The organism is Acinetobacter sp. MB5 (genome assembly GCF_003261585.1).
In the GTDB taxonomy this organism is placed as follows: domain Bacteria; phylum Pseudomonadota; class Gammaproteobacteria; order Pseudomonadales; family Moraxellaceae; genus Acinetobacter.
This window is the reverse complement of the sequence record NZ_POVU01000001.1, coordinates 338,046-351,525: the sequence shown is the minus strand read 5'-3', so window position 1 is coordinate 351,525 and position 13,480 is coordinate 338,046. Positions and strand designations below refer to the sequence as shown.

The 13,480-nt window shown below is 41.6% G+C and carries 14 protein-coding genes and 3 tRNA genes; 8 read left to right on the top strand and 9 right to left on the bottom strand.

Annotated elements, in window-relative coordinates:
• Positions 1-12: 12 nt before the first annotated feature.
• Positions 13-882, bottom strand: coding sequence for an ATP-binding protein (locus tag C1A47_RS01735; RefSeq protein ID WP_111891791.1), 870 nt, complete (start codon positions 880-882; stop codon positions 13-15).
• Between the two features lie 170 nt (positions 883-1,052).
• On the opposite strand from C1A47_RS01735, the gene C1A47_RS01730 reads away from it, so the two are divergent.
• From C1A47_RS01730 to C1A47_RS01710, 5 genes are all read left to right on the top strand, one after another.
• The gene (locus C1A47_RS01730) at positions 1,053-2,555 is read left to right on the top strand and encodes a DUF3336 domain-containing protein (protein ID WP_111892183.1); all 1,503 of its coding nucleotides are present in this window, start codon (positions 1,053-1,055) and stop codon (positions 2,553-2,555) included.
• Complete coding sequence (locus tag C1A47_RS01725) at positions 2,556-3,347, top strand: protein kinase domain-containing protein (RefSeq protein WP_111891789.1); 792 nt, start codon at positions 2,556-2,558, stop codon at positions 3,345-3,347.
• Positions 3,348-3,453: 106 nt separating this feature from the next.
• Positions 3,454-3,538 (top strand) — tRNA-Leu (locus C1A47_RS01720).
• Positions 3,539-3,588: 50 nt separating this feature from the next.
• Positions 3,589-3,662: transfer RNA gene (locus tag C1A47_RS01715), tRNA-Trp, on the top strand.
• 21 nt (positions 3,663-3,683) lie between these two features.
• Positions 3,684-3,768, top strand: a tRNA-Leu gene (locus C1A47_RS01710).
• A 141-nt stretch (positions 3,769-3,909) separates the two neighbouring features.
• Here C1A47_RS01710 and C1A47_RS01705 read toward each other — a convergent pair.
• From C1A47_RS01705 to C1A47_RS01670, 8 genes are all read right to left on the bottom strand, one after another.
• Positions 3,910-4,113: a hypothetical protein gene (locus tag C1A47_RS01705; RefSeq protein WP_002119766.1), complete on the bottom strand. Its 204-nt coding sequence runs from the start codon at positions 4,111-4,113 to the stop codon at positions 3,910-3,912.
• Positions 4,114-4,407: 294 nt separating this feature from the next.
• On the bottom strand, positions 4,408-5,142 hold the full coding sequence (gene gloB, locus C1A47_RS01700) for a hydroxyacylglutathione hydrolase (RefSeq protein WP_111892181.1): 735 nt from the start codon (positions 5,140-5,142) through the stop codon (positions 4,408-4,410).
• Between the two features lie 108 nt (positions 5,143-5,250).
• Entirely contained in the window at positions 5,251-6,174 is a 924-nt protein-coding gene (locus C1A47_RS01695; RefSeq protein ID WP_111891787.1) for a CysB family HTH-type transcriptional regulator, read from the bottom strand.
• Positions 6,175-6,213: 39 nt separating this feature from the next.
• Entirely contained in the window at positions 6,214-7,269 is a 1,056-nt protein-coding gene (locus C1A47_RS01690; protein ID WP_111891785.1) for a sulfate/molybdate ABC transporter ATP-binding protein, read from the bottom strand.
• A 15-nt stretch (positions 7,270-7,284) separates the two neighbouring features.
• The gene (cysW, locus tag C1A47_RS01685; RefSeq protein ID WP_111891783.1) at positions 7,285-8,172 is read right to left on the bottom strand and encodes a sulfate ABC transporter permease subunit CysW; all 888 of its coding nucleotides are present in this window, start codon (positions 8,170-8,172) and stop codon (positions 7,285-7,287) included.
• Positions 8,169-9,002 carry a sulfate ABC transporter permease subunit CysT gene (cysT, locus tag C1A47_RS01680; RefSeq protein WP_111891781.1) on the bottom strand — a complete coding sequence of 278 codons (834 nt, stop codon included), beginning with the start codon at positions 9,000-9,002 and terminating at the stop codon, positions 8,169-8,171. The genes cysW and cysT overlap by 4 nt, the downstream gene beginning before the upstream one ends.
• Positions 9,003-9,066: 64 nt before the next feature.
• Entirely contained in the window at positions 9,067-9,660 is a 594-nt protein-coding gene (locus C1A47_RS01675) for an RBBP9/YdeN family alpha/beta hydrolase (RefSeq protein ID WP_111891779.1), read from the bottom strand.
• Between the two features lie 27 nt (positions 9,661-9,687).
• Positions 9,688-10,701 carry a sulfate ABC transporter substrate-binding protein gene (locus C1A47_RS01670; protein ID WP_111891777.1) on the bottom strand — a complete coding sequence of 338 codons (1,014 nt, stop codon included), beginning with the start codon at positions 10,699-10,701 and terminating at the stop codon, positions 9,688-9,690.
• A 168-nt stretch (positions 10,702-10,869) separates the two neighbouring features.
• On the opposite strand from C1A47_RS01670, the gene pabC reads away from it, so the two are divergent.
• From pabC to tmk, 3 genes are read left to right on the top strand one after another with little or no spacing between them, the layout of a single operon-like run.
• Complete coding sequence (gene pabC / locus C1A47_RS01665) at positions 10,870-11,685, top strand: aminodeoxychorismate lyase (protein WP_111891776.1); 816 nt, start codon at positions 10,870-10,872, stop codon at positions 11,683-11,685.
• A gap of 3 nt (positions 11,686-11,688) precedes the next feature.
• Complete coding sequence (gene mltG, locus C1A47_RS01660) at positions 11,689-12,756, top strand: endolytic transglycosylase MltG (protein ID WP_111891775.1); 1,068 nt, start codon at positions 11,689-11,691, stop codon at positions 12,754-12,756.
• Positions 12,756-13,361: a dTMP kinase gene (tmk, locus tag C1A47_RS01655; RefSeq protein ID WP_111891774.1), complete on the top strand. Its 606-nt coding sequence runs from the start codon at positions 12,756-12,758 to the stop codon at positions 13,359-13,361. The genes mltG and tmk overlap by 1 nt, the downstream gene beginning before the upstream one ends.
• Positions 13,362-13,480 lie beyond the last annotated feature (119 nt).

Sequence of the window (13,480 nt, the reverse complement as noted above, 5' to 3'; positions counted from 1 at the left end):
AGACTAATTATTTTATTGATTCAGTAGATTTGAACCAATCCAATGTTTCGAGAACTGAAACGCGGCACGACCTGAACGTTGCCCACGACTTTGCGACCAACGCAAAGCTTCAGCACGTGCTTCATCGTTAAATTCGACATTGGCTTTTTGTAAATAGTGCTCAACGACTTCAAGGTATAAAGGCTGATCCATTGGATAAAAAGACAACCACAAACCAAAACGGTCAGACAGAGAAATTTTTTCTTCAATTGCTTCTTGTGGATGCAGTTCTTTGTACTGCGGCACATCGACTTTGGTTACAGGTGTATTTTCATGCATAAACTCAGGTAACAAATGGCGGCGGTTACTGGTCGCATAGATAATAAAATTGTTATTACCTGATTGTAGAGAACCATCGAGCACGCTCTTTAAACTACGATAGTTTTCATCTTCGGCATTAAAAGCAAGGTCATCGCAGTACACAATAAATTTTTCAGGACGATCCTGAATTAACTTTTGAATCTCGGGCAAATCAGATAAATCATCACGTTCAATTTCAATCAGGCGTAGACCCTGATCGACATATTCCGTGAGTAAGGCACGGACAATGGATGATTTTCCTGTACCACGTGCACCAGTGAGCAATACATCATTGGCAGGTAAGCCTTTTAGAAACTGTAAGGTATTTTGAATGACTTTTTGTTTTTGTCGCTCAATTCCTTTTAAATCTTCCAAAAACATTTTTTTAGGATGATGAATCGGTTTGAGCTGCTGCTTTTGCCATTTATAAGCAGGTGCGGAAAAATCAACCTCAGTTTTGATTTCAGGAAGTGCTTGTTGTAACTGTTGCAATACACAGCCGATACGATCAAGAAACTCCTGGGGTAAATCGATATGTGCCATAATTTAGATCTTGTTTGCTGGTTTTTTGTAGGTTCAAGCATAAGACAAAAAACAGTATATTTCACGCTTTGAACAAATTAATAGAATTTGCAATTGATCTTATTACGCCAGTTAAGTTAAGTTGACTGAAATAGGCGGAAATCGTGAAGGTCAAACAATTGGGAAATATGATGACAAATCTACTCACCAGTAATTCCTATAATTCACTGAAAGCCGATCGTATTCAAAAATTACAACAGCAATTGACTCATGCTGATAGTTATGCCGAATGGAAAGAGATCGCTTTACGCCTCGATGAAGCTTCTGGCAGTCAGGAATGGAAGCTAGATAACTCATCTCCTTATTTCGATGCAGAAGTGATTTCACATCGTTTGGTCTTGTTACGAAAATATCGTCAGCAAAACCGTATTAAAGATTTGATTTATATTTTAAGGGAAGGTCTAACTTACGATATTGCCAATATCTGCCATCCCATGCTGTTTGTTGAGTGCTTTGTAGGCACCAAAAAAATTATTGAAGATTATGTCGATGAGGTAAGCCGTTCTTTAGAACATGTGGCAATGGCACCCAATGAACTACTCAGCCATGCGGAAAAAATCCAGTTCTTCAAAAACTGTGAAACTGCCTATGGTCAGCCTGCCCTAATGTTCTCGGGTGGGGCAACACTCGGGTTGTTTCACACGGGTGTATGTAAGGCACTGCGTGAACAGGACTTGTTGCCACGCGTACTTTCTGGTTCAAGTGCAGGCGCAATTATGGCTGCAATGCTGGGTACCTCTGTGCCTGAGCAGATTGATCATGTTCTCATGGGAGAGCATTTCTTTAGTGAGGCATTTCATTTTCGCCCGCTTTCATCTTTGCTTAATTTCAAAGGTGGTTTTGCCGATGTGCGTTATCTCAAGAAATTTCTTATGGAAAATCTGGGAGATTTAACCTTTGAAGAAGCTTATCTACGTTCAGGATTAAATATAAATATCGCTGTTGCGCCGTATGACTCCTCTCAAAGTCCACGAATTTTGAATCGCTTTACGTCACCAGACTTACTGGTTTGGAGTGCAGTTTTAGCTTCTTGTGCAGTGCCAATCTTGTTTCCACCCGTGCATTTAACTGCAAAACGATACGATGGTGAACATACACCGTTTATGTCTAATACCTTTTGGGTTGATGGCAGTATGCGTAGTGATTTTCCACAGGAGAAAATGGTACGTCTTTATAATGTGAATTACACCATTGCTTGTCAGGTCAATCCGCATATTGTGCCATTTATGCAAAGTGATGAAGCACGTTATCGTCGTGACCTGTTGAGCTGGCCACAGCGCATTTTTCGCCGTCAGGGTAAGGTTCTTTTAAAAGGCATGATGGATTTTACCCGTGAGCAGATTGGTGCTGTGCCACAAGTTCGCCGTTTACTCGATCATGGCTACGGTATTATTGACCAGCGTTATTATGGCGATGTCAATATTTTTGCGCATTATAATCTCAAACATTACTTTTATATGCTACAAAATCCAAAACCTCATCTATTTATGCGTTTGCAAAGAGAAGGGGAAAAAGCAACATGGCCTAAAATCTCAACGATTGAGATGCATGCGCGTATTGGAAAGACGATTGAACACATGCTGCATGCAGTCATGCGAGAGCAGCAAAAAACACAAATGATTGCTTCTGCCTAAATGATTCAGTTTGAATGCCCGTACCAGTTTCAGGATAAAACTCCTGCACAAAGTCGGGCATTTGGGCGTTCAATTTATTTACTGGAACAGGCAGGACAATATTATTGGTTAAAACTGCAATGTGCAGATGGAAATGCCCAGTTTCAACAGGGTTTTTTGAGTGAAATTGACTTTTATCGTCAATTGCAAAACGTACAGCCCACATTTTTATTATCTTCCCAGTATTATCCAGAGCTTAATGTTCCAGAACTGACACAGTCAGCACAGGCACTTGTGTTGCCGCATGTGCCTAAACTCTTTATATCACCTAATCAGCTTTCATTTTCACAGGTCATTCAGCGTATAGACAGGGCACTGAAACAGCTTGATGTGTTGCATACACTGGGCTATGTGCATGGCGATATTAAAGCATCCCACTTTCGTTATGCCGATGATCAGGTCTTTCTGATTGATTTTGAGCAAACCCAACCCATTCATTTTTCCAGTTCTGTGCTGAATGCCACACCACGTTATATGGCTCCTGAGTTATTTCACGCGCAGAAGAAAACCATCCAGACAGATTTATATGCATTTGGAATCGTTTTATTTGAATGGTTGACACAAACTCGTTTGAGTTCAAAAAGTTATCTAGATTGGGCTATTTTTCATTGTCAGACTTCAGTTTTGGATTTGCCTGAACACTGGAAAGCTTTGCAAACCTGTTTAAATGGACTTTTAGCACGTGATTATCAGCATAGATTTATGAGTGCAAAACAGGCAAGTCTTTGTTTAAAAACAATAAATATGTACTAAAAATAACCATAAAATGAAAATTTGTTTGATATTTAAGCATTTGGGCTGTTTTTTGGGAAAAAAGGCTTGTCATCTACAATCCTCATCTATAATATACACATCCATCGGGGGCGTGGCGAAATTGGTAGACGCACTGGATTTAGGTTCCAGCGCCGCAAGGTGTAAGAGTTCGAGTCTCTTCGCCCCCACCATCTAAAATTTAGTCTTAAATTTTAGATCGACAATTCGAAAGAAAAGTCATAGAGGATTGGTGTAATGGTAGCATGACGGTCTCCAAAACCGTTCGTCAAGGTTCGAGTCCTTGATCCTCTGCCAAAAAACTTGATGTACCCAGATGGGGGCGTGGCGAAATTGGTAGACGCACTGGATTTAGGTTCCAGCGCCGCGAGGTGTAAGAGTTCGAGTCTCTTCGCCCCCACCATTTAAAAAAGCAAGATAGATGATCTTGCTTTTTTTATGCCTGTTTTTTAGTCATAAAAAAAGAACCCGTACTTGGGTTCTTTTTTGAGAAATCCTTCTCTTCATTTATATTTTTTAGCCAATCATGATGTAACAGAGAATGTTACGCTTTAAGGTGATCTTCAAATTCCTCACCAAGTTGCATTGCTAAAGAATTACCTGCTAAATCACAAGTCACTAAGCCATATTCTTTTTTGAAACTAAACGTGAACCCTTTACCATCTGCCAAATTTTTAACTGAGTACCCCAATTTTTCTAACCAAATACGAAACGCAATCAAATTTTTTGCTTTAACAACTTTTTTCATGGCTAAATCCTCAAAAACAACAATCAATTTAAATTATTTATAAGGCTGTATTCATCTTTTTTAAAGGGGGAATTTATAAATTATTTTATCAATCTGCAAAAAAATATTTGAGTTGGTAAAATAACGCACGATTTGTTGATTATTATATAAATATTTTAAATAGTTTTGTAATTAATGTTTTTATTAAAAACATTAATTATCAGTTTCTTATGCTGTTTTAGGCATTTTTATATTTTAAAGTGTGTGCTGACGAATCAGCACATTGACTGTGTAAAAAAATATTTCATTTACCATTTAAAACTGATCTTTTAACTCGCGTAAATGGCGAAATGCATCAACGGACTCGGCACGTAAAAATGGATTTGTCGCGAGTTCAAGTTCAATACTACTTGGCAACGTGATTTGATCTAGATAACGTAAATGTTCAACATGATCGGCGCGTTGTTGTAAGGCGACATTTTCGGGTTCAACACTTAAGGCGAATTTGGCATTGGCAAGGGTGTATTCATGCGTGCAATAGACTTTGGTTTGGATTGGCAGGGCAGCTAGTCGTTGTAAAGAGTGGAACATCTGTTCATAACTGCCTTCAAAGACACGACCACAGCCCATTGCAAATAAGGTGTCACCGACAAATGCGGCATCTAAATCTTCAATGTAATAGACAATGTGACCCAGCGTATGCCCTGGTACTTCAATAATTTCGATGTCAAGATCGTGAAAATGGACTTCGCTGTGCTGATCGAGTGGAAGATTGATCATCGGAATTTTACTGAGTTCTGCACGTGGCCCATAAACAGGCATTTGTTTTGCTGCGAGCAGGGCGGGAACACCACCAATATGGTCTTTATGCCAGTGGGTCAGCCAAATCTGGCTTGGGATAAGTTGATGTGCTGCACAATAATCGAGTACGAGCTGAGCTTCTGTAGGATCAATAATGACGACTTCATGTGAAGCGGTATGTTCGATCAGCCAGATATAATTTTTTAAATCATTTTTAACATCAATGACGTGAATTTTGTAGGCTGTCATTTTTGTGGCATCCATTTTTATCGTATCTTGTTTTTATTATACGTGAAGTTGGGATGCAAGCCGAACTCCAAAATAGATGGAGATTCGGCATGTACGAAATGGAATGAATTAATAGTCTGGGTAGGCAACTTTTTTCAGTGCTTGAATGTCAGCATCGGGTGAGCATAAAGAAATAAACTCATAGCCGTAACCGCGGAGTAAGTGTCCTTTGCGTACCGCAATCCATGTGGTATTTAAACCAAACACATCGGTCTTAATTTGTTTTAAGCGGTAATCGCGCTCACGGTCATAAGCGACATCGTTAATAATCCCAACGCCCATCCCTAGTTCAACATAGGTTTTAATGACGTCAGCATCGAGAGCAGACATCACAATATCCACATCAACTTGAGCAGCCTCGAAAGCTTGGTCAATTTTGGAACGACCTGTAAAACCGCCATGATAGGTAATCACAGGGTATTGTGCTACATCTTGCAGCGTGACTTCTTTGAGTTGAGTCAAAGGATGGTCAAAGGGCGTAATCAGACTGTGTTGCCAGTTATAGTAAGGCACGCTGGACAAATTATCTTCGGCAGTCAGGGATTCGGTTGCAATCCCGATATCTGCTTCACCCTGTAGCAGCATGTCGGCAATTTCCGCAGGGCTGGCCTGTTGCAGAACCAAGTGAACCTTGGGAAATTCCTGCTTAAATAGGTTCACAATCGGTGGTAATACATAACGCGCTTGTGTATGGGTTGTTGCAATGGTGAGTGTACCTTCATCGACTTTGTTGAAGTCGTCAGCAAGGCGTTTGATATTTTCAGCGTCAATCAACATGCGTTCGACAATGCCAAGTAACGCCTGACCTGGTTCAGTGAGGCCAAGCAAGCGTTTGCCTTTACGAATAAAAAGTTGAACGCCAAGCTCATCTTCCAAATCTTTAATATGTTTACTGACACCTGACTGGGAGGTGTACAGTGCTGCGGAAGCTTCCGTCAGGTTAAAGTCTTGACGGACTGTTTCACGAATAATGCGTAATTGTTGAAAATTCATAATTGCTAACCACTAAAAAATCTTAAATTGGGCAAATTGTTATGCCGCATGATGCTCAAATAAATGTAAATGGTGGGCTTTCACCCAAACAGTTTGATTGGCTTGGAAATTCTGAAGCTTGGCTTGTTCGGCTGTTAATACTGCTTCAATAATCTTGCCTTGTCGATCCTGTAGTTCAAGAAAAACTTTACCTGCAACCCAAACTTCACGGACAAATGTTGCCTGAATAGCATTATCGACAGGATGTTGATAGACACTCAATTCATGGGGGCGAGCAAAAGCAATCAATGAACCTTGTGGATGATGCGCTGCTAAATCCAAATGATCTTCACCCAAGATCAGTTTGCCTTGTTGATGCTCACCTTCAAAGCGGTTGGCATGTCCCAAGAAATCAAACACAAAAGGCGTTGCGGGTTTTTCATACACTTCGCGTGGTGAACCAATCTGCTCGATATTGCCCTTATTCATTACCACGATTTGATCGGCAACTTCTAAAGCTTCTTCTTGGTCATGGGTCACAAAAATCGAGGTGATATGCAGTTCATCATGTAAATGACGTAACCAGCGACGTAACTCTTTACGTACTTTAGCATCGAGTGCGCCAAAAGGTTCATCGAGCAGTAATACGCGGGGTTCAACTGCCAGTGCGCGGGCAAGAGCAATACGCTGACGCTGCCCCCCTGAAAGCTGCGCAGGATAGCGGTCTGCCAAGAAGCCAAGTTGTACCAAGTCGAGCAGGGCATCGACCCGTTTTTTAATTTCACTTTCCGATGGACGTGTTGCACGTGGGCGGACATGCAGACCAAAGGCAACATTGTCAAACACACTCATGTGACGAAACAGTGCGTAATGTTGAAATACGAAACCAACTTGGCGTTCGCGCACATGGGTGTTGGTGGCATCTTCGCCTTCTAAAATCACCTGACCTGAGTCAGCACTTTCCAGTCCAGCAATAATGCGTAGCAAGGTGGTTTTACCGCAGCCCGATGGGCCGAGTAAGGCCACCAGTTGACCTTCGGGGAAGTCGAGGCTGATATTGTTGAGTGCATGAAATGCACCAAAGTTTTTTTCAATATTTTTAACTTGAATACTCATGAGGGCACTCCAAAATTAGTTCGATTTGTTGAGCTCAGCGTTTTGTTTTTCTTGGCGTAATTCGACCCATGTTTTAATGATCAGGGTGATAATCGCCAGAAATGCCAGTAACGATGCCACGGCAAAGGCTGCACTATAACTGTATTCGTTGTAGAGAATTTCAACATGTAACGGCAGGGTATTGGTCTCACCACGGATATGCCCAGACACCACCGACACCGCACCAAACTCGCCCATTGCACGGGCATTACACAAAATCACACCGTAGAGCAGACCCCATTTAATATTTGGCAGGGTGATTTTCCAAAAGGTTTGCCAACCTGATGCACCAAGTAAAATGGCGGCTTCTTCCTCTTCAGTGCCTTGAGCTTGCATTAATGGAATCAGTTCACGGGCAACAAATGGCACAGTAATAAATACAGTGGCTAACACGATTGCAGGAACGGCATATAAAATTTTAATATCATGGTCGAGTAACCATTCACCTGCCCAACCTTGTGTCCCAAAAATCAGCACCAGCATTAAACCCGCAATCACAGGCGATACCGAAAATGGCATATCAATAATAGTGGTTAAAATGGTTTTGCCTTTAAACTGGAACTTCGCCACCGTCCACGCTGCTGCTACTCCGAACACGACATTGAGTGGGACGGCAATTGCCGCGGTCAGTAAGGTCAGTTTGGCTGCTGACAATGTATCTGGATCGACCAAGGCTTGTAGATAAACCTGAACCCCTTGGTGGAATGCCTCAACAAACACCAAAATCAGCGGTAAAATCAGTAAACCTAAAAAGCTGATCAGGGCAATACTCAATAACAGGTAACGTACCCAAGTCGGTTCACGTGTTGCATCGCGTTTTTGCAGTTGTGCAGCATAATCTTGACTATTGGCTAAACTACTCATGATGCCACTCTCCCTGTGCGACGTGTTGCCCACGCTTGTAAAATGTTAATCAAAAATAAGATGGCAAAGGAGATCAACAGCATAATCACGGCAATGGTGGTTGCAGCAGCATAATCATATTCTTCCAAACGGGAAATGATCATCAGTGGTGCAATTTCGGTTTTAAAAGGTTGATTTCCTGCAATAAAAATCACTGAACCATATTCACCCACACCACGCGCAAAGGCTAAAGCAAAACCTGTAAAGATCGCAGGGAGAACAATCGGGAAAATCACATGCCGAATGGTTTGCCAACGGTTTGCACCGAGTGCTGAAGCCACTTCTTCGAGTTCGGTTTCCAAGTCGCTAAGTACAGGTTGTACGGTACGTACCACAAAAGGTAGACCAATAAAAATCAGGGCAAGCGTAATCCCAAGTGGGGTGTAGGCAACCTTAATTCCCAAGGATTCTAAATATTGACCCAGCCAACCTGTTGAGGCATACAGCGAAGTCAGTGCAATCCCTGCCACTGCTGTCGGTAAGGCAAAGGGTAAATCAATCAAGGCATCGACCACACGCTTACCAAAAAACTGATAACGCACCAGACACCATGCCAACAGTAAGCCCAGAAAGACATTGATGAGCGCAGCAACCAGTGCAGTGGTAAAGCTCAGTTGTAAGGCTTTCAAGATTCGTGCTGAACTGAGGATGTCCCAAAGACCGCTCCAGTCAATGCCCATAGATTTAATAAACACTGCCGATAATGGCACAAGCACAATGATGGATAGATACAGCAGGGTAAACCCCAAAGAAAGTCCAAAGCCGGGCAATACCCGTTTACCGTGTGACATGGAATACCTCAATGATGATGAATCATCATCACAAAAAAAATCAGATCAGATATAAAGTGCAGAATTAATGTGACAAAGCCTGAGTTGAGCAACGCATTCGCGTACAAGGACTGAAATAAGGCTGTTCAATAAAAGGTAAAATTTGTGGGAAAGCCCCAAAACCAGAAGCGACATTGATATGTCCAACCTGACCCATATTGAGATAAGGAAATTTCCAGAGTTCTGCCAAATGCAGTGCATCATCCAATGCCAACCAAGGGTCATTTTCACTAATCAACATCAGGCTAGACAATTCGAGTCGAAGCTGTTCAAAGTATTGCAAATATGAAGCTTGCTCTGCCTGAGCAAAGCCTGTTGAGCTAAAACGTGCTGGATTGGCAGGTGCAACCAAAATCAGATTATTGATTTTTTCTTGCAATGCAGGATATTGCACCAATGCAGCTAAACTGGTCAGGCAACCAAAACTATGCGCAATCACCTGAATCGGTTCCTGAATTTGCTCGACGTGAGCGACCCATTGTTCAATCCATTCTTGCAAAATCGGTTGCTGCCAATCTTGTTCTACACGAGAGCTGTTGGGTAACTGGCGTTGCAGCCAAGATTGCCAATGTTGTTCGTCACTTCCACCGACACCCGGTACGATTAAATGATGAATCATGTGCTTACTCCCGTGTAGCTGTACCGATTATTTCTTCGCGTTATTGCTTTGAACGATTTGGTCGAATACACCACTATTTTCAAAGTGTTCTTTTTGAACCTTTTTCCAGCCGCCAAATTCCTGATCAATGGTTACCAGTTTCAGTGGCTTAAACACATTGCTGTATTTTTTCAATACTTCAGGGCTACGTGGACGATAGAAATGACGTGCAATAATGTTTTGTCCTACAGGTGAATATAAAAAGTTCAGGTAGCCTTTTGCGACATAATAATTGCCATCTTTCTGAACATTTTTCTCAACAATCGCAACAGGCGGTTCAGTCAAGATTGATAGAGATGGTGTGATAATCTCAAATTTCCCCGGTTGTTCACGCACAGCGAGGTAGGCTTCATTTTCCCAAGCCAGCAATACATCGCCAATGCCACGTTCAGCAAACGTTGTGGTTGCACCTCGCGCACCTGAATCGAGGACTTTGGTGTGCTGATAAATCTTGGCAACAAAATCACGTGCTGTTTTGTCATTGCCATTGGGTTGATGTTTTGCCCATGCCCAAGCCGCAAGATAGTTCCAACGTGCGCCACCTGAAGTTTTCGGGTTCGGGGTAATGATATCGACATCTGGTTTCACTAAGTCATTCCAGTCTTTGATGTGTTTCGGGTTGCCTTTACGTACTAAAAATACAATTGTTGAGGTATAAGGCGTTGAGTTTTGTGGTAGTTTCTTTTGCCAGTCTGGTGGTAAAAGTTTGGCTTTATTAGCAATCACGTCAATATCCGCAGCCAGCGCCAAAGTCACTACATCTGCATCCAAACCATCAATCACCGATCGAGCCTGTTTACCTGAACCACCATGAGATTGACGGAAATTAATATCTTCACCTGTACGTTTTTTCCAGTACGCGCCAAATTGTTTGTTGATATCGACGTACAATTCGCGTGTTGGGTCATACGATACATTTAAGAAATCTTTTGCGGCAAAGCTGACTGATGAAAACGAGAGGAGTGCTGCTAATAACCCCAGTTTTAATTGATTTCGTTGCATTTTCTTTTCCTTCATATTCGGTGCATCTTTCATGCAAAAAAGAATACGCTGAGTCTAAAATCTAAAAAAATAATAAAAACAGAATTTGATATGAATAAAAAAGAATTAGAATTTGGATATTCGTTCTTAAACTAAGCCACAAAATCAATTATCTAGCAGACTCATTTCATGCAATGCTTTAAAAATGCACAAGCTCAACCACAAATTTCTTTGCTAGATCGCGCACTTCATTATGGGGATGGTTGCTTTACCACAGCCCAAATTGTTAAAAATAAAATTCAATTGTGGAACAGACATTTACAACGGTTAAATGACTGCATGCAGCGCATGGCACTGGATGTTGATTTGACCTTGATTGAGCAAACTTTGCAGAAATTAAGTTCACAAGCCGAGCTGAATGGCACGCTGAAAATTATCATCAGTCGTGGAGAGGGACAGCGTGGTTATGCACTGCCTGATCATGCTGCCGATGTGTATGTATTTTATTATCCGCAAAACCAAACCGTGAAAAATGAATTGAGTTATCTTGATCAAGTTGCTGTTCTGGAGCAGCGGATTGGCTTAACCATGCCAACGCTATGTGGATTAAAGACGTTAAATCGCTTGGAACAAGTGCTTTTAAAGAAGGAAGCGGTCGAAAAACAACTGGATGAAGCACTGGTTTTAGATATTCGAGGGCGGATTGTTGAAGGAATCAGCAGCAATTGTTTTATTCTGATGAATAATCAGTGGGTCACGCCAAATCTTGAGTATAATGGCGTGCGTGGTGTTATGCGTGCAGAAATCTTGCAGCGCATGCAGCATGCAGGAATTGAATGTTCCGAAATTGAGTTACTTCAATCGGATATTGACCAGATACAAGCCTTATTTTTTTGTAATGCGCTGCATCCGATGCAGATTGCACAACATTTAAATCATGTCGAACTCAGTCTGACGCCTGCAATTCAGTTGTTTAAAGCCCTTCAACTTGATCAGATCCAATGAGCTATGGCAAACCTAAATTCGAAAAAATCTCGGAAAAAGCCAACCCCCTTTTTCAAAACAAGAAAATTCATTGTGGCGTGTATGGTGGCAGTATTTGCCATCATGCTGTTGGTACTCTCGTCAAGTTTGTGGCGTGATTATCCCATCCAAGGGGAAAAGCAGTTTGTCTCAATCAACCCTGGCGATAACTATTCGCGTTTGATTGATCGATTGAGTAAGCAAAACAAAGTTCATTTTGCTTGGGTGCTTAAGATTTATCAAAAGCTCATGATTCATGACACCTTGAAAGCAGGGGTGTATGAAATCAAACGTGGCATGAGTGTGCGTCAAGTTTTAAGCATGATGTCAAATTCAGACAATGCTCAGATGAGTCGTATTTTGGTCATTGAAGGCACAACTTTCCAACAGTTAGTCGACAAGTTGCGTAAAGATCCACTGATTGAAAAAACTGTGGTGAATCTACCACATGATCAAATGATTCAGGCACTTGGTATACCTTATTCGAATCTTGAAGGATTATTTGCACCAAATACTTATTTTTATAATAAAGGTGAAACGGATAAAAAGATTTTGCTGGATTTGTATCAGCACCAAATGGAAAACCTCGATGCAGCATGGGCAAAGCGAGATCCAAATTTACCGTATAAAAATAAATATGAAGCGCTCACGATGGCTTCAATTATTGAAAAAGAAACCAGTCTGGATAGTGAGTTGAATCAGGTTGCTGGCGTATTTATTCGTCGTTTACAGCAAGGCATGCGACTGCAAACCGATCCGACCGTGATTTATGGCATGGGTAATAAATACACGGGTAAACTAACCAAAGAAGATTTGCATACGCCAACCGCATATAACACTTATACCATGGCAGGTCTGCCACCAAGCCCAATTGCACTACCTGGTAAAAAAGCAATTATTGCGGCTCTGCACCCAGATCATTCAGACAATGTCTATTTTGTCGCAACAGGCAATGGTGGGCATAAATTTAGTGCAAACCTGACCGAGCATAATCAGGCGGTTCAAGCGTATTTAGCAGTATTACGAGAGAAGAAAAGTGGAGCAACGCCATAATGTTTATTAGTTTTGAAGGTACTGAAGGCGTTGGTAAAAGTACGCTGATTCAAAGAATCCATGCGTATTTTGAACAGTTGGGGCGCGAGGTTGTGTTAACGCGTGAACCAGGAGGAACTCCACTCGCTGAAAGAATTCGAGACCTGTTGCTTGCCGTTAACCATGATGAACGTATGTGTGCAGATACTGAACTCTTACTGATGTATGCAGCTCGTAGCCAGCACTTGAATCAGGTGATTTTACCTGCTTTGGCACAGGGTAAAATTGTGCTGAGTGATCGCTTTTGCGATGCGAGTTTTGCCTATCAGGTCATGGGGCGTGGTCTGGATGGTGACAAATTGGCGCTTTTAAATCAAAACTTTGTAAGCTGCATGCCAAATGTCACATTTTGGTTAGATGCACCAATTGAATTAGGTATGTCCCGTGCTCGAGCAAGAGGTGAGTTAGACCGTTTTGAGCAAGAGAAATTAGAGTTTTTCAATCGTGTTCGTCAGGGCTATCAAGTTCTACATGAAAAAGAGCCACAGCGAGTTTTTCGTTTAGACGCAACACAAGCAGCAGATGGTGTTTTTGAACAAGCGGTTAATATTCTGAATAAAATTTAATCTGATTGGTTGTGAAAGAGAGCACTATCAACAGTATAAGGCTCTCTTTTTTATTTCAAATATAAGAAGAATTACATGAAAATTACCTTATTGTTTTTAATAAGGAAAAATCAACATAA